This is a genomic window from Mycobacterium sp. NPDC003323 (genome assembly GCF_053589535.1).
In genome coordinates this window covers 985,875-1,006,402 of record NZ_JBSFSB010000001.1, presented here as the reverse complement: position 1 = coordinate 1,006,402, position 20,528 = coordinate 985,875, and the positions used below count along the sequence as shown (strand labels likewise).

The following is a 20,528-nucleotide window of genomic DNA, read 5'->3' as shown; positions in this document are numbered from 1 at the left end:
GTCGTGATCTACTCGCACTTCTGCGCCCAAATGTTCGTTTGGGCGAGGATCAGACAGAAGCCTTGAGCTCTTCGACCTTGTCGGTGCGCTCCCAGGGCAGGTCGATATCGGTGCGACCGAAATGACCGTAGGCGGCGGTCGGCGCGTAGATCGGGCGCAGCAGGTCCAGGTCGCGCACGATCGCACCCGGGCGCAGGTCGAACACCGCGGTGATGGCCTTCTCGATGCGGGCCGGGTCGACCGTCTCGCTGCCGAAGGTCTCGACGAACAGGCCGACCGGAGCCGCCTTGCCGATGGCGTAGGCGACCTGGACCTCGACGCGTTCGGCGAGGCCGGCCGCGACCACGTTCTTGGCGACCCAGCGCATCGCGTACGCGGCCGAACGGTCCACCTTTGACGGATCCTTGCCGGAGAAAGCGCCGCCGCCGTGGCGTGCCCAGCCGCCGTAGGTGTCGACGATGATCTTGCGGCCGGTCAGACCGGCGTCACCCATCGGCCCGCCCAGAACGAACTTGCCGGTCGGGTTGACCAGCAGGCGGAAGTCCGAGGTGTCCATGGTGTCGTGGTTGAGGTCGGCCAACACCGTGTTGACCACCTTCTCGCGGATATCGGGCGCCAGGGTGGCGTCCAGGTCGATACCGGCGGCATGCTGCGTCGAGAGCACCACGGTGTCCAGACGCACCGGCGTGGTGCCGTCGTACTGCACGGTGACCTGCGTCTTGCCGTCCGGGCGCAGGTAGTCCAGCACGCCGCTCTTGCGGACCTCGGTCAGCCGGCGCGACAGCCGGTGCGCCAACGCGATCGGCAGCGGCATCAACTCCGGGGTGTCCTTGATGGCGTAACCGAACATCAGCCCCTGGTCGCCGGCGCCCTGCAGGTCCAGCGGATCGCCCGCACCCTCGACCCGGGTTTCGTGCGCGGTGTCGACACCCATCGCGATGTCCGGGGATTGGCGGCCGATGCCGATGTTCACACCACAGGTCTCGCCGTCGAAGCCCTTGTCCGACGAGTCGTAGCCGATCTCCAGGACGCGATCGCGCACCGTCTGGTTGATATCGGCGAAGGCTTCCTTCGCCGAGGTGGTGACCTCGCCGATGACGTGCACCTGGCCGGTGGTCACCGCGGTCTCGACGGCGACACGCGACTTGGGGTCGACGGCCAGCAGCGCATCGAGGATGGAGTCGCTGATGGCATCACAGATCTTGTCGGGGTGTCCTTCGGTCACCGACTCACTGGTAAACAGCCGACCTGCGCTCACGTGACATCCTCCAAATAGTTAGGTAGGCGAATCATAACGTTGTTCTCTGGCAGCCAACCGCGTGAGGGCGGTTGGCGCAACCGTTGGCCGCAGTGTCCCGCGGTTGTCAATGGTGCAGGAACGCTCCGATCGCGTCCACGATACGGCTCGCCATCAGAGTCTTCGAACCGTGCTCCAGCGCGGTCTCGGTTCCATCCGATGCCAGCATCCATCCGTCGTTGTGGTCGACCTCGAACGCCTTGCCCTCCCCGACGGCATTGACGACGAGCATGTCGCAGCGCTTGCGGCGCAGCTTGGCGCGCGCGTGGAACAGCACGTCGCCGTCGGCGTCGCCGGTCTCGGCGGCGAACCCGACGATGGCCTTCATATTGGGCAGCTGCCCCTCGGCCCGGGCCCGGACGGCCCCGGCGAGCACATCGTCATTGCGCGTGAGATCGATCGACGAAGGCTCCGAGGCCCCCTTCTTGATCTTGGCGGTCGCCACATGGGCGGGCCGGAAGTCGGCGACCGCGGCGGCCATCACCAGCACGTGGTTTTCCGGTGCCAGCTTGGAGACCGCGTCGCCGAGTTGGGCCGCCGAACCGATGCGCACCACGTTGACCCCGGCCGGATCGATCAGACCCGAGGTGTTTCCGGCCACCAGGGTCACCTCGGCACCGCGCTGGGCCATCACTCGGGCGACGGCATAGCCCTGCTTACCGGAACTGCGATTGCCGATGAATCGGACGGGATCCAGCGGTTCGCGGGTGCCGCCGGCGGTGACGAGCACCTTGACCCCGGACATGTCGTAGGGCAGCGCATCCCCGCGCTCCAGCAGCAGCCCGGCCAGGGTGGTGATCTCCTCGGCCTCGGGCAGCCGGCCCGGACCGGTATCGGCACCGGTGAGGCGCCCGGACGCGGGCTCCAGCACGACGCTGCCGCGACGGCGCAGCGTGGCCACGTTGTCGACGGTGGCCGGGTGGAACCACATCTCGGTGTGCATCGCCGGCGCGAAGAGCACCGGACACCGCGCGGTGAGCAGCGTTCCGGTCAACAGGTCATCGGCGCGACCGGCCACGGCGCGGGCCAGCAGGTCGGCGGTCGCCGGGGCCACCACCACCAGATCGGCCTGCTGACCGATCCGGACGTGCGGCACCTCATCGACGTTCTCGAACACCCCGGTGTGCACCGGTTGCCCGGACAGCGCCTCGAAGGTGGCGGCGCCGATGAACTTCAGCGCCGACTCGGTGGGAACGACGCGGACGGAATGTCCGGCCTCGGTCAACTGACGGACGACCGTGCACGCCTTGTAGGCGGCGATGCCCCCGGCAACGCCGACGACGATGCGTTTGCGGTCGGTCATGTCTCGGGCCGGCGCCGTCGGTTACTCGCCCTCGGCGTGCTCGAGCAGGTCGGAGTGGATCTCACGCATCGCGATCGACAGCGGCTTCTCCTGCAGACCCGGCTCCACCAGTGGGCCGACGTACTCCAGGATGCCGTCACCGAGCTGGTTGTAGTAGTCGTTGATCTGCCGGGCGCGCTTGGCGGCGTAGATCACCAGCGCGTACTTGCTCGACGCACGACTGAGCAACTCGTCGATGGGCGGGTTGGTGATACCCAGCGGGGTGTCGTAGGCGCTGGCGGCGTCGATGTTCTCGACAGGCGTGGTCACGAAATATCTCCCAAGATGTACGAAGTATCGGCGTTAGAGACGATGCAGTTGGTGATGCTGAGGCAAACCGGCTAATGGGCCACCAGCAAGGATACCAATTCCGAGCAGGCCGATTCCAATTGACGGTTGACGACCACCACATCGAAGTCGTCCTGGGCCGCCAGTTCCTGACGCGCCGTCGCCAGTCGGCGGGCCTGGACCTCCGGGCTCTCGGTGCCCCGGCCGGTCAGCCGCTCCTCCAGCGTCGCCCAGCTCGGTGGCGCCAGGAACACCGATGTCGCCTCGGGCATCGCGGCCTTGACCGCTCGGGCGCCGGCCAGATCCACCTCGATGAGCACCGGGCAACCGGCCGCGACCGCGCGGCGCACCGGCGCCGCGGGCGTCCCCGAGCGGTGCAACCCGCCATGGATATCGGCCCACTCGAGCAGTTCACCGTCATCGATCAGTCGCTGGAACTCGGCCGCCGAGACAAACGTGTAGTCCACACCGTCGACCTCACCGGGTCGCGGTGCGCGTGTCGTCACGGACACGCTGAAATGCAGGTCGGGAATCCGGTCGCGCAGACACCGCACGACCGTCGACTTCCCGACGGCGGACGGGCCGGACAGCACCACGACTGCAGCCCCGTCCGGCCCACCACCGGTCTTCAAAATGTTCGCGCTTTAGGAGAAGTCGAACTTCTCCAGCAGGGCCTTGCGCTGACGATCGCCGAGGCCGCGCAGACGGCGGGTCGGGGCGATCTCCAGCTCGGTCATGATTTCCTGCGCCTTGACCTTGCCGACCTTGGGCAGGGCCTCCAGCAATGCGGAAACCTTCATCTTGCCCAAGACCTCATCGGTCTCGGCGTCGGTGAGCACCTGCTTGAGGTTGGTGCCGCCGCGCTTGAGCCGATCCTTGAGCTCGGCTCGCGCTCGACGTGCGGCAGCAGCCTTCTCCAACGCTGCCGCGCGCTGTTCGTCGGTCAACTGGGGAAGGGCCACGGGGTTCCTCCGTCTCTCGCCATCTGTTGTTTCGTCACGGCTGGATCACGTAACCAGCCAGCGACGACGACCGTACCCACGCAACCTGACGAAAGCTAACCCCACCCCCGGGTTCTGCGGCCAAAAGACCAGCGTGTACAGCGTGCGAGCACGACGCCGGATTATCGGGTCCAGGTCCGCACTTCGCGAGCCGAGAACCTGATGTGCCTGCATATCAATGGTTTTCGCCGCTTCGGCTGGTCGGCGCGGGTTTCCGCGGACGACGCCCGACTTTGCGGAAACGCGAATTCTGGCGGTCGGATGAGAAATTTTCGCTGGTCATGGCGTGTCGGGCGTGTCGCAGCCCCGTCACCTACCGGTCGGTAGCCGTCCTAAAGATTCGGTTGCGGGTCAGAGTAGGATCGGCGCCCCAGCAGTCTGCGAACGACCCGGTCGAAGCGCCGATCGGGACCCCACCCGGCCGGTACGGTCGGGCGATGTCAGCAGCCCGACGGACCGCGTGCGCCGTCCTGGCGACCGTGCTCGTCGCGCTCACGACGAGCCCTGCCGCGCCGGCGCGGGCCTGTGGTTGCGGCGCCTACATCCCCGACCGGGCGGGCGCGTCGGTGGTCGACGAGCGCCCGCTGATCACCTGGGATGGCAGCACGCAGAACATCCTGATGTCACTCGACGTGCACGGCGGTTCCGATCGTGCGGCCTGGGTGATGCCGGTCCCCTCAGCCGCCAACGTCACCCTGCGGCGAGGCCACCGTGTTCGACGAACCGGAACGGCAGCCGGCCGGGCTCCGTCGATGTCCTCGGCACTCGGCGCATCGGCCCGTGCGAGGTATCCAGCCGGCAACCGACACCCCGGCCACTCAGCTGACCGGCACCCTGCAGCCGCTGCGGCTGTCCTTCACCTCGGACACCTTCGAGCGGGCGCCGGCCGATACGGCCCACCAGCACGTGATCCAGCACAGCCCAACCGCGGTGACCTGACCGGCCGCGTTGATCCTGGCCGTGGCGGTGACGGCGCCGGCCGTCGCGCTCATCCGCCGCCGCCGCGCTCAGCCCAGGTAGGCGACCTGATCACGCAGCGTGGCCGTCGCCGCGCGTAACGCATCGATATCCGGACCGGCTCGCAGGATCTCGCGCGACACCGCGGGCAGCACCCGCGTCCCCAGCCGACCCAGATCCTCGACACGCCCGCCCTGCGCACCCACCCCCGGTGCCAGCACCGGCCCGCCGAGGGCACCCAGCTCCGGTAGCTCGGCCAGCGTCGCCCCCACCACGACGCCCACCGAACCGCTTGCGCTGCGCGCATTCTCGGCCGCGACGGCGTCGACGATGGACTGTGCGACGGTCCGGTCTTCGGCGACGGCGCGCTGCACGCTCGCCCCCTCGGGGTTGGAGGTCGCCGCCAGCACGAATACTCCCCTGCCGTTGGCGGCGGCGACGTCGAGCAGCGGACGTAGCGATTCGAAGCCCAGGTACGGTGACGCGGTGACCGCGTCGGCGGCCAACGGTGACTCGCCGGCCCAGGCCCGGGCGTAGGCGGCCATGGTCGAGCCGATATCGCCCCGCTTGGCGTCGGCGAGCACCAGCACCCCGGCCTCGCGCAGACCCGCGAATGTGCGTTCCAACACCGCGAATCCGGCCGAACCGTAGGCCTCGTAGAACGCGACCTGCGGCTTGACGATGGCGACCTCGGCGAAGGCCTGCACACAGATGTCGCTGAACACGCGCAGCCCGTCGACATCGGTACCCAGACCCCAGGCCGTCAACAGCTCCGGGTGCGGATCGATGCCCGGGCACAGCGGACCCCTGGCCGCGACGGCCTCGGCCAGCCGTGCGCCGAAGGGCGTCACTTCTCGGCCAGCTGGCTGTGCAGCTCCTGCAGCGAACGCACCCCGATATCGCCACGGATACCGGCCTCGATGCCCTGCACCGCCGCCGAGGCGCCCTGCACGGTCGTCACGCACGGGATGTTGACCGAGACTGCGGCCGACCGGATCTCGTAACCGTCGACGCGCGGTCCGGAGTTGCCGTACGGGGTGTTGATCACCATGTCGACCTCGCCGGCGCGGATCACGTCGACCGCCGAGCGGCGACCGTCGGAACCGGGTTCGCTCTCGGTCTCGAAGTGCTTGCGCACCTCGTCACACGGAATACCGTTGCGACGCAACATCTCCGCGGTGCCCTCGGTGGCCAGCACCCGGAACCCGAGGTCGGCCAGCCGCTTCACCGGGAACACCAGCGAACGCTTGTCCCGGTTGGCCACCGACACGAACACCGTGCCCGAGGCCGGCAGCGATCCGTAGGCCGCGGTCTGGCTCTTGGCGAAGGCCGTGCCGAAGTCGCGGTCGATGCCCATCACCTCACCGGTGGACTTCATCTCCGGGCCCAGCAGTGAATCGACCTGGGAGCCATCGGCCTTACGGAACCGGTGGAACGGCAGCACGGCCTCCTTGACCGCGATCGGCGCGTGCGGGGACACCGTGGCCCCGTCACCGGTGCGCGCCAGCACACCCTCGGCGCGCAGCTCGGCGATGGTTGCGCCGAGCATGATCCGGGCGCAGGCCTTGGCCAGCGGCACCGCGGTGGCCTTGGAGACGAAGGGCACGGTGCGGCTGGCCCGGGGATTGGCCTCCAGGACGTAGAGCACGTCGTCCTTGAGGGCGTACTGCACGTTGAGCAGGCCCACCACGCCGATACCGTGGGCGATGGCCTCGGTGGCGTAGCGCACCTTCTCGATATCGGTGCGGCCCAGCGTCACCGGCGGCAGCGCGCAGGCGGAGTCACCGGAGTGGATACCGGCCTCCTCGATGTGCTCCATCACGCCACCGATGTACACCTCGGTGCCGTCGCACAGCGCGTCGACGTCGATCTCGATGGCGTCCTCGAGGAAGCGGTCCACCAGCACCGGGTGCTCCGGGGACAGTTCGGTGGCCCGGGTGATGTACCCCTGCAACGTCTCTTCGTCGTAGACGATCTCCATGCCGCGTCCGCCCAGCACGTAGGAGGGGCGCACCAGCACCGGGTAGCCGATGTCGGCGGCGATCCGGCGGGCCTGCTCGAAGCTGGTGGCGGTGCCGAAGCGCGGTGCGGGCAGTCCGGCGTTGACCAGCACCTCACCGAACAGGCCGCGGTCCTCGGCCAGATCGATGGCCTCGGGTTTGGTGCCGACGATCGGCACACCGGCGCGCTCCAGCCGCTCGGCCAGCCCCAGCGGGGTCTGCCCGCCGAGTTGCACGATCACACCCACGACACCCGGCCCGCCCGCACCGGACTCCTGCTCGGCGTGGTAGACCTCCAGCACGTCCTCGAAGGTCAGCGGTTCGAAGTACAGCCGGTCGGCGGTGTCGTAGTCGGTGGACACGGTCTCGGGATTGCAGTTGACCATCACGGTCTCGAACCCGGCCGCACTCAGCGTGGTCGCGGCATGCACGCAGCTGTAGTCGAACTCGATGCCCTGCCCGATCCGGTTCGGCCCGGAACCCAGGATGAGTACCTTGGGCCGCTGCGCCTGCGGGGCGACCTCGGTCTCGGCGGACGGGTCGAGCTCGTAGCTGCTGTAGTGATACGGCGTGCGGGCCTCGAACTCGGCGGCGCAGGTGTCGACGGTCTTGTAGACCGGCCGGATACCGAGGCGCTCGCGCAATGCCCGGACTCCGGCCTCACCGGCCAGTTCCGGTCGCAGCGCAGCGATCTGGCGATCCGAGAGGCCGCTGTGCTTGGCGCGGCGCAGCAACCACTCGTCCAGCACCGGTGCGTCGACCAACTCGGTGCGCAACGTCACCAGGGTGGCGATCTGATCGACGAACCAGGGGTCGACCCCGGACGCCTCGGCCACCTGCTCGACGGTGCCGCCGAGACGCAATGCCTGCTCGATGTCATACATCCGGCCGTCGGTGGCGGTGCGCAGATCGGTCAGCAGCTCCTCCAGGGAGGCGTCCCGGTCCGGGCCGGTCCAGAAGCCCGCCTTTTTGTTCTCCAGCGAGCGCATGACCTTGCCGAGCGCCTCGATGAAGTTGCGGCCCAACGACATCGCCTCGCCCACCGACTTCATGGTGGTGGTCAGCGTCGGGTCGGCGCCGGGGAACTTCTCGAAGGCGAACCGCGGCGCCTTGACCACCACGTAGTCCAGCGTCGGCTCGAAACAGGCCGGGGTTTCCTTGGTGATGTCGTTGACGATCTCGTCGAGGGTGTACCCGATGGCCAACTTGGCGGCGATCTTGGCGATCGGGAACCCGGTCGCCTTGGAGGCCAGCGCGCTGGAACGCGAGACGCGCGGGTTCATCTCGATGACGATGAGCCGGCCGTCCTCGGGATTGATGGCGAACTGAATGTTGCAGCCACCGGTGTCCACACCGACCTCGCGAAGGATGGCGATGCCGAGATCGCGCATGGTCTGGTACTCGCGGTCGGTCAGCGTCATCGCCGGGGCGACGGTCACCGAGTCGCCGGTGTGCACGCCCATCGGGTCGAAATTCTCGATCGAGCAGACCACCACCACGTTGTCGTGGTGATCGCGCATCAGCTCGAGCTCGTATTCCTTCCACCCGTAGATGGATTCCTCGATCAGCACATTCGCCGACGGGGAGGCCGCGAGTCCATCCCCGGCCATCCGCTCGACATCCTCGGCGGAGTAGGCCATGCCGGATCCCAGGCCGCCCATCGTGAAGCTGGGCCGAACGACGACGGGCAACCCCAGGTCGGCGACGGTGTCGCGGACCTCGTCCATGGTGAAACACACCCGGCTGCGCGCCGATTCGCCGCCCACCTTGGCCACGATGTCCTTGAACTTCTGGCGGTCCTCGCCACGCTGGATGGCGTCGAAGTCGGCGCCGATCATCTCGACGTCGTAGCGTTCCAGCGCCCCGCTCTCATACAGCGCGACGGCGGTGTTCAGCGCGGTCTGGCCACCCAGGGTGGCCAGCACGGCGTCGATCTTGTTGCCGCGTTCGGCCTGCTGGGCGATGACCTTCTCGACGAAGCCCGGGGTGATCGGCTCGACGTAGGTGTTGTCGGCGTATTCGGGGTCGGTCATGATCGTCGCCGGGTTGGAGTTGATCAGCGTGACCTGCAGGCCCTCGGCGCGCAGCACGCGGCAGGCCTGGGTGCCCGAGTAGTCGAACTCGGCGGCCTGGCCGATCAGGATCGGGCCGGAGCCGATCACCAGCACATGGTTGAGGTCGGAACGACGTGGCATTACTACTTCTCCTCTTCCCCGCGAGCGTGCGTGTCTGCGCACGACACACCCTGGAAATTCCTACACATGCGCACGCTCGCCGCGTCTGCAATCACTTCTTGCCGTCCAACAGGTCGATGAACTGGTCGAACAGATACTCGGCATCGCGCGGGCCGGCCGCGGCCTCCGGGTGGTACTGCACCGAGAACGCACTGCCGTCAACGAGTTTGATGCCCTCGACGGTGCCGTCGTTGGCGCAGGTGTGGCTGACGATGGCCCGCCCGAACGGGGTGTCGAACTCCTCGCCCGCCTCACCCTCAAGGGCAAAACCGTGGTTCTGCGCGGTGATGGCGACGCTGCGGGTGGCGTGGTCGATCACCGGGATGTTGATACCGCGGTGCCCGAAGACCATCTTGTAGGTGGACCGACCCAGCGCGCGGCCCAGGATCTGGTTGCCGAAGCAGATGCCGAACAGTGGGATCTCGGCCCCGAGCACCTCGCGGGTCACCTCGACGATGTGATCGGCGGTGGCCGGGTCGCCGGGACCGTTGGACAGGAACACGCCGTCGGGCTTGAGCCCGGCGATCTCCTCGAATGTGGTCGAAGCGGGCAGCACGTGGCTGCGGATACCGCGCTTGGCGAAGTTGCGCGGGGTGTTGGTCTTGATGCCCAGGTCGATCGCGGCGACGGTGAACCGTGCCTCGCCGATCGGATCCACCGTGTAGCGCGTCGCGGTGGACACCTCACCGGCGAGGTCGGCGCCGAGCATCGAAGGCTGGTTGCGCACCCGGTCGACCAGCGTCGCGGTGTCCGCGAGGGCGTCACCGCTGAAGATGCCGGCCTTCATGGAGCCGACGGTGCGCAGATGCCGGACCACCGCCCGGGTATCGATACCGGCGATGCCGACGACACCCTGGCGCACCAGCTCGTCATCGAGGGTGCCCGAGGCACGCCAGCTGGAGGCGCGCGGTGAGGCGTCGCGCACCGCGTAGCCGGCGACCCAGATCTTGTCGTCGCGGCTCTCGCCGTCGTCGGCGTTCCAGCCGGTGTTGCCGATCTGCGGCGCGGTGGCCACCACGATCTGGCGGTGGTAGCTGGGGTCGGTCAGCGTCTCCTGATAGCCGGACATCCCGGTGGAGAACACCGCCTCGCCCAGCGTTTCTCCGGTGGCTCCGAAGGTCGTTCCGGTGAACACCCGGCCGTCCTCCAGTACCAGGACTGCCTTTTCGCTGACGGTCACTCGTCCTCCTTGACCCAGTTCTTGGTTTCGGTCCGGTCGTCGGCCCGGAATCCGGTATCGATCTCGGTGCCCGACGGTAGTCTCCAGCGGATGGCCACGATGCCCTCGTGCGTCAATGCCTTGCCTGCCATCGCCCGCTCGCCACGCACCGCCAGAATCGATTCGTCGGGGATCCAGATCGGCCCGGTTCCACTGCGCCGCAGCATGATTCCTTCGGGGTAGCGGGTCAGCACCGCCTTGGAGCGAAAGCCCAGTGCGGCCGCGGCCACCTTGTCGTTCCAGTGCGGTGCGATGGTGCTGCCGACGTAGAGGCCTTCGGTGGGTCCGGTCAACACCGGACCGACGGTGTCGGGCAGTGCGGGCAGATTGCCGATCAGTTCGGCTTGCCGCTCGATGCGGTGGCGCCAACCGGTGAGCAGCCGCCGGATGAAGAAGGCGATCAACAGCGCGATGACGACGGCCAGCACCAGCGACCCGATCAGGGTGCCCTCGTTCATGACATCACCGGACTCACCCCGTCACGGGCGGTCACCTTGCCGCGCAACATCGTCAGCGTCACCGCGGCGGGCAGTTCCATCGACTCGAACGGCGTGTTGTCCGACCGGCTGGCCAGGGCGGACCCGGTGACCGTCCAGGTGGCGTCCGGATTCACCACCGTCAGGTTGGCTGGCTCACCGACCGCGAGCGGCCGGCCCTGATCGGGCAGCCCGACGATCGCCGCCGGTGCCTCGCTCATCACGCGGGCGACATCGCGCCAGCTCAGCATGCCCGGCGCCACCATGGTTTCGACGATGACCGACAGTGCCGTCTGCAGACCGAGCATGCCGGGGCGTGCATTGGCGAACTCGCAGCACTTCTCCTGCTCGGCGTGCGGCGCGTGATCGGTGGCCACGCAGTCGATCACGCCGTCGGCCAACGCCTGGCGCAATGCGGTGACATCACTGGCCTCCCGCAGCGGCGGGTTGACCCGGTTACGCCCGTCGTAGCTTGTCAGCACGCCGTCGTCGAGCAGCAGATGGTGCGGGGTGACCTCCGCGGTGATCGAGATGCCTTGTTCCTTGGCCCATCTCAACAACTCGACGGTGCCGGCGGTCGATGCGTGGCAGATGTGCACGCGGGCGCCGGCATCGCGGGCCAGGATTGCGTCGCGGGCGACAATGGACTCCTCGGCCGACCGCGGCCAGCCCGCCAGACCCAGCTTGGCCGCATTCGGGCCCTCGTGGGCGACGGCGCCCACGGTCAGTCGGGGCTCCTCGGCGTGCTGGGCGATCAGCACGCCGAGGCCGGCGGCGTACTCCAGCGCGCGGCGCATGATCAGCGGATCGTGCACGCAGATGCCGTCATCGGAGAACATCCGGACCTTGCCGGCGCCGGCGGCCATCAGGCCCATCTCGGTGAGCTGTTTGCCTTCCAAACCGACCGTGACCGCACCGACAGGGTGCACGTCGACCAGGCCGACCTGCTGGCCGCGGTGCCACACGTGGTCGGTGACCACCGAGCTGTCGGCCACCGGGTCGGTGTTGGCCATCGCGAACACGGCGGTGTAGCCGCCGAGTGCCGCTGCGGCCGAACCGGTTTCGATGTCCTCGGCGTACTCGCGGCCCGGTTCGCGCAGGTGGGTGTGCAGGTCGACGAAGCCGGGAAGCAGGATCTGGCCGGCGGCGTCGATCACGGTATCGCCGGTCAGGTCCGATCCGATGTCGGCGATCTGCCCGTCGGCGATCAGCACGTCGACGGGCTCGCCCTCGCCGTAGAGCCGTACACCCTTGATCAGCACACTCACACCGTCACTCCCAGGTTCTCGGCGCCCGTTCCCACGAGCAGGTGGAACAACACCGCCATCCGCACATGCACTCCGTTCGAAACCTGTTGCAGCACCGCCGATTGCGAGGAATCGGCCACCGAGTACGCGATCTCCATACCGCGCAGCATGGGGCCCGGATGCAGGACCACCGCATGCTCGGCCAGCTGCGCCTGACGCTTCTCCGACAGTCCGTACAGCGTCGAGTACTCGCGCGCCGACGGGAAGAAGCCGCCGTTCATGCGTTCGGCCTGCACCCGCAGCATCAGCACCGCATCCGCGGCCGGTAGTTCGGCGTCCAGGTGGTGCGACACCGTGACCGGCCAGCCCGCGACGCCCACCGGCAACAGCGTCGGGGGTGCAACGAGCACCACCTCGGCACCGAGGGTCGACAACAGTTCGACATTGGAGCGTGCCACGCGGCTGTGCAGCACGTCGCCGACGATCACCACGCGCCTGCCCTCGATATCCCCGAGACGCTGGCGCAGCGTGAGTGCGTCCAGCAGCGCCTGGGTGGGGTGTTCGTGGGTGCCGTCACCGGCGTTGATCACCGAGGGTCCGCCCTGCTCGTCGACGGTCCAGGCGGCAAGTTGTTGCGGCGCACCGGAAGCCGGGTGCCGGATGATCAGCGCGTCGGCGCCGGCGGCGCGCAGGGTCAGCGCGGTGTCCCGCAGCGACTCGCCCTTGGCCACCGAGGATCCCGAGGCGCTGACGTTGATGACGTCGGCGCTCATCCACTTGCCCGCCACCTCGAACGAGACCCGGGTGCGGGTGGAGTTCTCGTAGAACATCGTGATGATGGTGCGCCCGCGTAGCGTCGGCAACTTCTTGACCTCGCGGCCCAGCAGCGCCTCGCGGAAGCGGTCGGCATCGTCGAGAATCGCGGTGGCCTCATCGCGCGACAGGTCCGCCGCCGTCAGCAGATGTTTCATCTGGCCGGCCCGCCGTATGGTGCGATCCGCACGCTGTCCTCCCCGTCGGGTTCCTGCAGGCGCACCTTGACGTTCTCGGCGCGCGAGGTGGGCACGTTCTTGCCGACGTAGTCGGCGCGGATGGGCAGCTCGCGGTGGCCGCGGTCGACCAGCACCGCCAGTTGCACGATCCGGGGCCGGCCGATATCGCGCAGCGCATCGAGCGCCGAACGCACCGACCGCCCGGAATACAGCACATCGTCGACCAGGATGACCAGTGCACCGTCGATGCCCCCGGCCGGGATGGACGTGGATTCCAACGGGCGCGGCGGCTTGATGTTCAGGTCGTCGCGATACAACGTGATGTCCATCGCGCCGTGCGGCAGCGCCACTCCGGAGAACTCCTGCACCCTCTCGGCCAGACGTGCGGCGAGCGTCACACCTCGGGTCGGGATTCCCAGCAGCACCACCCGAGGGGCATCGGAGGCGTCCAGCGCGGTCTTCTCGATGATCTGGTGCGCGATGCGCGAGATGGTCCGGCTCACATCCGCGGCGGACATCAATTCCCGGTCGGGGCTCGGCATGGCTTCGCCCACAGTCAACCTGGACCTCCTTCTCCGCCTCTCGGGACGGATCGTTAAAGGACGTCGAACTGCCGGTGAGCATAGCATCGGTGCGGCTCAGTAATCTCGACCGGATGAACCTCGACAACAACCAGGCCTCGGTATCCGAGGCCATCGATGCCGGGCTGCTGGCCGGGGCGGTGACCCTGGTGTGGCATGCCGGTCGGGTCGTCCAGGTCAACGAACTCGGACACCGCGATGTCGAGGCCGGACTGCCCATGCAACGCGACACGGTGTTCCGGATCGCGTCGATGACCAAGCCGGTGACCGTCGCCGCGGCGATGTCGCTGCTGGAAGAGGGTCGCTTCCGCCTCGATGATCCGGTGGCCCGGTGGCTGCCCGAACTGTCCGGGTTGCGGGTGCTGATCGAACCGCACGGACCGCTGGACGACACCACGGCCCTGCGCAGGCCCATCACCTTCGACGATCTGATGACCCACCGGGCCGGGTTCGCGTATCCGTTCTCGATCACCGGGCCGCTGGCCAAGGCGTACGGTCGGTTGTCGTTCCGGCAGAACGAGCAGCGTTGGCTCTCCGAGCTCACCGAGTTGCCGCTGGCTCATCAACCCGGCGCCCGCATCACCTACAGCCACGGCACCGATGTGCTCGGCATCGCGGTGTCGCGGATCGCAGGCAAGCCGCTGCACGAGGTGTTGTCCGAGCGGATCTTCGACCCACTCGACATGTCCGACACCGGTTTTGCCCTCTCACTGGTACAGCGACGCCGGATGGCCACCATGTACGCCCTCGGGCCCGATGACACGCTGCGCGATGACGTGATGGGGCCGCCGGCGCTGACGCCACCGGAGTTCTGCGCCGGCGGTGCGGGTTTGATGTCGACGGCCGACGATTACCTGCAGTTCGCCCGCATGTTATTGGGCGGCGGCGAGGTCGACGGGGTGCGGGTGCTGTCGCCGCAGTCGGTGCGGCTGATGCGTACCGACCGGTTGACCGAAGAGCAGAAGAGCCACAACTTCCTCGGCGTCCCGTTCTGGATCGGCCGCGGGTTCGGGCTGTCCATGTCGGTGGTCACCGACCCGGTGCAGTCCGAGCGGTTCTTCGGTCCGGGCGGGCGGGGCACCTTCGGCTGGCCCGGCGCGTTCGGCACCTGGTGGCAGGCCGACCCGGCCAACGACGTCATCGTGCTGTATCTGATCCAGAACTATCCGGACCTGACCGCCGATGTCGCACAGGTGGCCGGTAACACCTCGATGGCGAAACTGCGCCTGGCACAACCGAAGTTCGTCCGCCGCACCTATCAGGGGCTGGGCCTCTAGACCGGCTCGAGGGCCCGGCGTGCGTATGCGCGCACGTCGGCGTCGACATCCTTGAGCGCCAGGCCGAGCGCCTCGCGGGCCGCGGCCTCCGAGTCCGCCCACCGGGTCAGGCTCAGCACGGCGGCCTTGCGCACGTCGAGGTGGGTGTCGGTGAGCGCCCGCGACAGCGATGGCACCGCCAGGTGCGCCGACACCCCCGACAGCGCCCGTGCCGCTCCCACCCGGATCTGCCAGGCCGGCTCGGACAGTGCCCGTTCGATCACCGGGATGTCGGCATCGGCGTCACCCAGCTCGCCGAGTGCGCCCAGCGCGGCGGCACGGACCAGCGGATCACGGTCGGCGAGCAAGGTGCGTACGACATCCGCACCGGCCATCAACGTCGCCAGCGCCTTGGCGACGGCGATGCGGACCTCACGGCTGTCATCGGTGGCCGCGACGGCCACACCCTCGACATCGTCGACCGAGACCAGCGCGCGTACCGCCTCGATGCGGACCCGTTGATCGGTATCGGTGAGCGCCTGCCGGTAGCCCGCAGCGGCCCCGGCCCGCCGCGAACTCAGCACGTACACCGTCGCGGCGCGCACCACCGGATCATCCGAATGCAGGTGCGCGGCAATGGCTTCGGGATCGGGTAGCACCTCGACAAGCTCGCGCACCGAATCAGCGGCCTGCAACCGTACCTCGCGGTCCCCGTCGCCCAGCGCGGCCAGCAGCGCCGGAGAGTATCCGTCGGGCAGGTTCTCCACCAGGGTCGCCACCGCGGTGCGCCGCACCCCGGCATCGGCGTCGGCGAGGTACTCCGACAGCTCGACCAGCGTCGGCTCGTCGAGTGCCAGCACCGCAGCGATCCGCGGGGACGGCGGCGCGACGACCGGTTCGGTGATCCGCGACACCACCGACGCCGGCGCCTTGCCGCCGAACAGTTCAGGCTGCTGCACCGCGACGACCGGGGCATTCGACGGCACGTGGTCCAGGCCGGGCACCGGGACCAGATACGGTGCCACCGGCCGCTTCAGGAACTCCATCTCACCGGCGGCGTTCTTGCGCAGGTTCAGGTGGAACCCCCACTCCGTGTCGTCGCGCATCGGCACGTCGGCCCGGTCATGGTAGAGGCCCCAACGGGATTCGGTGCGGGTCAGCGACGACCGCGCCGCCATCTCCGCGCAGTCGCGGATGAAGGACACCTCGACAGCACGCATCAGCTCGTGCGGGGTACGCGCCCCGATACCGGCCACCTCGTCGCGCATCCGCTCGAAGGTCTGCACCGCGATGGACAGTTTGGCGGCCGTCTTCGGCGGCGCCACATAGTCGTTGACGAAGCGGCGCAGCTTGTACTCGACCTGGGGTTGCGGTGGCCCGTCCGGTTGCCGCAAGGGCTGATAGATCAGCTCGTGAGCGGCGGCCAACTGATCGGCCGGCAGCTCGGTCGGCACCGGCGTATCGGCCAGCGTGCCCGCGGCGTGCTCACCGGCCAGGTCGCCGTAGACGAACGCGCCGATCATGTAGTTGTGCGGGACACAGGCCAGATCCCCCGCGGCATACAGTCCGGGCACAGTGGTGCGGGCGTGCTCGTCGACCCACACGCCCGACGCGGAATGTCCACTGCACAGCCCGATCTCGGAGATGTGCATCTCGATGTCGTGGGTGCGGTAGTCGTGACCGCGGTTGGCGTGGAACGTGCCGCGGGTGGGCCGTTCGGTGGTGTGCAGGATGTTCTCCAGGGCGGTCAGCGTCTCATCGGGCAGATGGGACACCTTGAGGTAGATGGGACCGCGGGCGGATTCGATCTCGCTGTGCACTTCGGACATCATCTGCCCGGACCAGTAGTCCGAGTCGACGAAGCGCTCCCCCGCCGCATTGACCTGATAACCACCGAACGGGTTGGCCACATACGCGCAGGCCGGTCCGTTGTAATCCTTGATCAGCGGATTGACCTGGAAGCACTCGATCCCGGACAGTTCGGCGCCGGCGTGATAGGCCATCGAGTAACCGTCGCCGGCGTTCGTGGGGTTCTCGTAGGTGCCGTACAGATAGCCCGACGCCGGCAGACCGAGCCGGCCGCAGGGTCCGGTGGCCAGGATGACGGCCTTGGCGGCAACGGCCACGAACTCGCCGCTGCGGGTGTTGAGCGCGGCCGCACCGACTGCCCGTCCCTCATGGACCAGCACTCGGACCGGCATCAGTCGGTTCTCGATCTGGATCTTCTCGCGCATCGAGCGTTGCCGCATCACCCGGTAGAGCGCCTTCTTGACATCCTTGCCCTCGGGCATCGGCAGCACGTAGGACCCGGAGCGGTGCACCCGGCGCACCGCGTATTCACCGTGCTCGTCCTTCTCGAACTTCACGCCGTAGCGTTCCAGCCGCTGCACCATCGCGAAACCACGGGTGGCGGTCTGATAGATGGTGCGCTGGTTGACGATTCCGTCGTTGGCCCGGGTGATCTCGGCGACGTAGTCCTCGGGTTCGGCCTTGCCGGGGATGACGGCGTTGTTGACACCGTCCATCCCCATCGCCAGGGCACCGGAGTGCCGCACATGGGCCTTCTCCAGCAGCAGCACCCGGGCGCCGTTCTCCGCGGCGGTCAGCGCGGCCATGGTGCCCGCGGTGCCGCCGCCGATTACCAGCACATCACAGTCGAGCCGAACGGTGTCGGCGAGATCGGGAATCATGAATTGTCCAATGCATCGATGAGTTCGGTACGCAATGCGCCGCGGTCCAGCCCCTCGGTCCGGGGTCGGGGGACCTCGCGCAACAGCCGCAGACCGCCGCCGCCCAGCACCGCCACCCGGTCGCCGAGTTTGAGCGCCTCGTCGACGTCGTGGGTGACGAAGACGATGGTCGTCGGGTGTGCCCGCCAGGTGTCGACGAGTAGACGCTGCATGGCCGCGCGTGTCTGTGCGTCGAGCGCTCCGAAGGGTTCGTCCATCATCACCGCCCGCGGCGCCCCTGCCAGCCCGCGAGCCAGCTGCACGCGTTGGCGCATGCCGCCGGACAGACTCTTGGGCAGGTAGTCGGCGTAGCCGGTGAGGTTGACCTCGTCGATCCAGCGTTCGGCGCGCGCCCGCCGGCCGGCCTTGGGGACGCCGCGGAGCTTGAGCGCCAGTTCGATATTGGAGCGCACGCTGCGCCACGGCAGCAGGGCGCTGTCCTGGAACACCATTCCGCGGTCCCGGGAGGTGCCGGTGACCAGTTCGCCGTCGGCCAGTACCCGGCCGGTATCGGGGGCCAGCAGGCCGGCCAGCGCCCGGAGCACGGTCGACTTCCCGCACCCCGACGGTCCGGTGAGGACCAGGATCTCACCCGGCTGCACGGTCAGCTCAAGATCCCGGACAACCGCAGAACCGGTGTAGGACAGGGTGACCGCGTCGAGCTCCAGTCGCATGCCGGCCGTGATCGTGGCGGTCATCGATTCGTCTCCTCGCCGCGCGGCAACCAGCGGGTGGCGCGCCGGCCGATGAGCTCGATGGCCGCGGCGGTGCCGAAGCCGAGCAACCCGATGGTGATGATGCCGACGAAGACCCCCGGATAGTCGAGCACGGTGTAGGCCTGCCAGGTCCGGTAGCCGACACCGAGCCGCCCGGAGATCATCTCCGCCGAGATCACACAGATCCAGGCCACCCCCATACCGACCGAGAGACCGCCGAACAGACCGGGCAGGATGCCGGGCAGGACGACCTGGCGCAGCACGTCGAGCCGGCCGCCGCCCAGGGTGCGCACCGAGTCCTCCCAGATGGTCGGCAGCGCCCGCACCGCATGCCGGGTGCTCACCATGATCGGGAAGTACGCGGCCAGGAAGGTGATCGAGACGATGCCGGCCTCGTCGGAGGGAAACAGCAGGATCGCCACCGGCACCACCGCGATGGCCGGGATGGGCCGCACCAGTTCGGTCAGCGGCCCGAAAATGTCCGCGAACCACCGGGACCGACCCAGCATGATGCCGGTCACCACGCCCAGCAGTGCCGCCAGTCCGAAGCCGGTCAGGATTCGGATCAGCGATTGCGCGAGGTCCAACCAGTACTCGCCGGTGGCGGTCCTGGCCGCGAGCGCCCCGGCGATCTCGGTGACGGTGGGCAGCGTGTCGAACCGCAGCCAGAACCGAAGACCGTTGGCGGTCAGCAGTTCCCACAGCCCGATCGCAGCCAGGACCGAGGCCACCCGGATCAGCCGGTGCCGCCACACTCCGGGCGCCGCCGGTCTCTTCGTCTCCGGCGCCGCCGTCGTGGGTGGGTCCAGCAGCGCGGTCACTCGACGCCTACCAGGGCTTCGCGGTACCCGACGACCGTCGCGCCCGAGTGGGCGGCGATATGCCGCTGCGCTCCGGCTCGGGTGGCGAACGGTAGGTACCGCGGTCCGTCCTGCACCCAGACCGCCTTGTCGGCGAACCATCGGGTACCCAGTTCGGTGTCCGGGACGTAGGCCGCACGCACCGTCGCACCGCGGGCTTCGGCCTCGCGTACGGCGCGCAGCAGCTGCGTCGGATCGGCCACCGCCTGGGTGCTGTTCGCGCCCTCCAGCCAGAGTTCGCCGCCGACCGGCGCGCTCGTCGCATCCAGTGCGGCGTCGTAGTCGAGGCCACGTTCTTCGAATGCCTTGCGCAGCGGCCTGTCGTTGACGAAGCCGGGGACGTCGAGTTCGGCGAAGTCACCGATCGACTTGAGGTAGGGCACGTCGCCTTCGAGCGCATCGACGAGGGACGGTTTGAGCGTGGTGTCGAAGGAGGTTCCACCGGGTCCGTTGTAGAGGTAAACCACCTCCTGCGGCAGACCGCTGCCCTCGGCGACGATGCGTGCGGCCTCCAGCGGCTCGTCGTTGAGGAATTCGGTCGCGTCGAGCTGTGATTGCAGGAAGGCGTCGAGCACCTCGGGGTTGCGGGCGGCGTAATCCTCGCGGACCACCACCCCGTGCAGTGTCGGATAGTCGAGTTCGGCACCGTCGTAGAGCAGCCGGGCCTTGTCCTGGAAGACCAGTAGTCCCGGCCATGCGACGAATTGCGAAAGACCCTCGACCTGACCGGATTCCAGCGCCGACGCGCCGACCTGCGGCTGCTGGTTGAGCACCTCGACACCGGTCTTGGGGTCCAGTCCGGAGCGTTCGAGGGCGCGCACCAGGGTGCCGTGGCCGGCGGATCCGACGCTCGCCGACACCTTCTGCCCGGCCAGGTCGGTCAGCGTCTGCGCCGGCGAGGCAGGGTCGACGACCACCATGTTCAGCGCACCCTTGGGGTGGTAGCCGGTGACCGAGACGATATCGGTGCGGGCGCGTTCGTTGGATTGGGTCTTGGAGCCGTTGATGAGCATCGGGTAGTCACCCATGGACCCGATGTCGATCTTCTCGGCCACCATCTGCGCGGTGATCGGCGCACCGGTGTCGTAGTCCTGCCAGGTGACGTTGTATCTGGTGCCGTTCTCGGCAGTGACGTCGGCCAACCGATGCTCCAGGAATCCCTTGGCTCGCAACAGGGTTCCGGCGGTGACGGTGTTGATGGTCTTGGACTGGTAGCCGATGACCACGTTGACGACGTCGTCGGAGGACGCGGTGGAATCCAGCGAGCAGGCGGTGGCGGACGCGGTGAGGGCAGCAAGCAGCGCAACGAGTGGTTTCTTCACGGGAGGCCTTA

18 protein-coding genes and 1 pseudogene are annotated in these 20,528 nt (G+C 68.3%); 3 read left to right on the top strand and 16 right to left on the bottom strand.

Features of this window, described 5'->3' with window-relative positions; translation table 11 throughout:
• Positions 1-49: 49 nt before the first annotated feature.
• The 5 genes from metK to mihF all read right to left on the bottom strand — a co-directional run bounded on the left by metK (position 50) and on the right by mihF (position 3,889).
• Entirely contained in the window at positions 50-1,258 is a 1,209-nt protein-coding gene (gene metK, locus ACWDUN_RS04720) for a methionine adenosyltransferase (protein ID WP_449925209.1), read from the bottom strand.
• Positions 1,259-1,364: 106 nt separating this feature from the next.
• Positions 1,365-2,600 (bottom strand): bifunctional phosphopantothenoylcysteine decarboxylase/phosphopantothenate--cysteine ligase CoaBC, encoded by a 1,236-nt coding sequence (coaBC, locus tag ACWDUN_RS04715; RefSeq protein WP_449925206.1) that lies wholly within the window; start codon positions 2,598-2,600, stop codon positions 1,365-1,367.
• A 21-nt stretch (positions 2,601-2,621) separates the two neighbouring features.
• Positions 2,622-2,909 (bottom strand): DNA-directed RNA polymerase subunit omega, encoded by a 288-nt coding sequence (rpoZ, locus tag ACWDUN_RS04710; protein ID WP_449925203.1) that lies wholly within the window; start codon positions 2,907-2,909, stop codon positions 2,622-2,624.
• Between the two features lie 71 nt (positions 2,910-2,980).
• Positions 2,981-3,559 carry a guanylate kinase gene (gene gmk, locus ACWDUN_RS04705; protein WP_449925200.1) on the bottom strand — a complete coding sequence of 193 codons (579 nt, stop codon included), beginning with the start codon at positions 3,557-3,559 and terminating at the stop codon, positions 2,981-2,983.
• A gap of 12 nt (positions 3,560-3,571) precedes the next feature.
• On the bottom strand, positions 3,572-3,889 hold the full coding sequence (gene mihF, locus ACWDUN_RS04700; protein ID WP_011894593.1) for an integration host factor, actinobacterial type: 318 nt from the start codon (positions 3,887-3,889) through the stop codon (positions 3,572-3,574).
• 320 nt (positions 3,890-4,209) lie between these two features.
• Here mihF and ACWDUN_RS04695 point away from each other — a divergent pair.
• Positions 4,210-4,572 (top strand): annotated as a pseudogene (locus ACWDUN_RS04695) (hypothetical protein); the annotation flags it as partial.
• Positions 4,573-4,708: 136 nt separating this feature from the next.
• Entirely contained in the window at positions 4,709-4,867 is a 159-nt protein-coding gene (locus tag ACWDUN_RS04690; protein WP_449926347.1) for a hypothetical protein, read from the top strand.
• A 68-nt stretch (positions 4,868-4,935) separates the two neighbouring features.
• On the opposite strand, the gene pyrF is transcribed toward ACWDUN_RS04690, so the two are convergent.
• The 7 genes from pyrF to pyrR form a co-directional block, all read right to left on the bottom strand.
• Positions 4,936-5,736, bottom strand: coding sequence for an orotidine-5'-phosphate decarboxylase (pyrF, locus tag ACWDUN_RS04685; RefSeq protein ID WP_449925175.1), 801 nt, complete (start codon positions 5,734-5,736; stop codon positions 4,936-4,938).
• Positions 5,733-9,080: a carbamoyl-phosphate synthase large subunit gene (gene carB, locus ACWDUN_RS04680; RefSeq protein WP_449925172.1), complete on the bottom strand. Its 3,348-nt coding sequence runs from the start codon at positions 9,078-9,080 to the stop codon at positions 5,733-5,735. The genes pyrF and carB overlap by 4 nt, the downstream gene beginning before the upstream one ends.
• 91 nt (positions 9,081-9,171) lie before the next feature.
• The gene (gene carA, locus ACWDUN_RS04675) at positions 9,172-10,299 is read right to left on the bottom strand and encodes a glutamine-hydrolyzing carbamoyl-phosphate synthase small subunit (RefSeq protein ID WP_449925170.1); all 1,128 of its coding nucleotides are present in this window, start codon (positions 10,297-10,299) and stop codon (positions 9,172-9,174) included.
• Entirely contained in the window at positions 10,296-10,796 is a 501-nt protein-coding gene (locus ACWDUN_RS04670; RefSeq protein ID WP_449925167.1) for a PH-like domain-containing protein, read from the bottom strand. Before ACWDUN_RS04670 ends, carA begins: the two co-directional genes overlap by 4 nt.
• On the bottom strand, positions 10,793-12,082 hold the full coding sequence (locus ACWDUN_RS04665; protein ID WP_449925163.1) for a dihydroorotase: 1,290 nt from the start codon (positions 12,080-12,082) through the stop codon (positions 10,793-10,795). The genes ACWDUN_RS04670 and ACWDUN_RS04665 overlap by 4 nt, the downstream gene beginning before the upstream one ends.
• Complete coding sequence (locus ACWDUN_RS04660) at positions 12,079-13,032, bottom strand: aspartate carbamoyltransferase catalytic subunit (protein WP_449925160.1); 954 nt, start codon at positions 13,030-13,032, stop codon at positions 12,079-12,081. Before ACWDUN_RS04660 ends, ACWDUN_RS04665 begins: the two co-directional genes overlap by 4 nt.
• Positions 13,029-13,595, bottom strand: coding sequence for a bifunctional pyr operon transcriptional regulator/uracil phosphoribosyltransferase PyrR (pyrR, locus tag ACWDUN_RS04655; RefSeq protein WP_449926273.1), 567 nt, complete (start codon positions 13,593-13,595; stop codon positions 13,029-13,031). The genes ACWDUN_RS04660 and pyrR overlap by 4 nt, the downstream gene beginning before the upstream one ends.
• Positions 13,596-13,708: 113 nt before the next feature.
• Here pyrR and ACWDUN_RS04650 point away from each other — a divergent pair, with 113 nt between their 5' ends.
• Entirely contained in the window at positions 13,709-14,911 is a 1,203-nt protein-coding gene (locus ACWDUN_RS04650; protein WP_449926270.1) for a serine hydrolase domain-containing protein, read from the top strand.
• On the opposite strand, the gene ACWDUN_RS04645 is transcribed toward ACWDUN_RS04650, so the two are convergent.
• The 4 genes from ACWDUN_RS04645 to ACWDUN_RS04630 form a co-directional block, all read right to left on the bottom strand.
• Positions 14,908-17,580, bottom strand: coding sequence for a fumarate reductase/succinate dehydrogenase flavoprotein subunit (locus ACWDUN_RS04645; protein WP_449925158.1), 2,673 nt, complete (start codon positions 17,578-17,580; stop codon positions 14,908-14,910). The genes ACWDUN_RS04650 and ACWDUN_RS04645 overlap by 4 nt on opposite strands.
• Positions 17,577-18,317: an ABC transporter ATP-binding protein gene (locus ACWDUN_RS04640; protein WP_449925155.1), complete on the bottom strand. Its 741-nt coding sequence runs from the start codon at positions 18,315-18,317 to the stop codon at positions 17,577-17,579. Before ACWDUN_RS04640 ends, ACWDUN_RS04645 begins: the two co-directional genes overlap by 4 nt.
• On the bottom strand, positions 18,314-19,090 hold the full coding sequence (locus ACWDUN_RS04635; RefSeq protein WP_449926267.1) for an ABC transporter permease: 777 nt from the start codon (positions 19,088-19,090) through the stop codon (positions 18,314-18,316). The genes ACWDUN_RS04640 and ACWDUN_RS04635 overlap by 4 nt, the downstream gene beginning before the upstream one ends.
• Before the next feature lie 62 nt (positions 19,091-19,152).
• Positions 19,153-20,517 (bottom strand): ABC transporter substrate-binding protein, encoded by a 1,365-nt coding sequence (locus ACWDUN_RS04630; protein ID WP_449925152.1) that lies wholly within the window; start codon positions 20,515-20,517, stop codon positions 19,153-19,155.
• Positions 20,518-20,528: the final 11 nt, after the last annotated feature.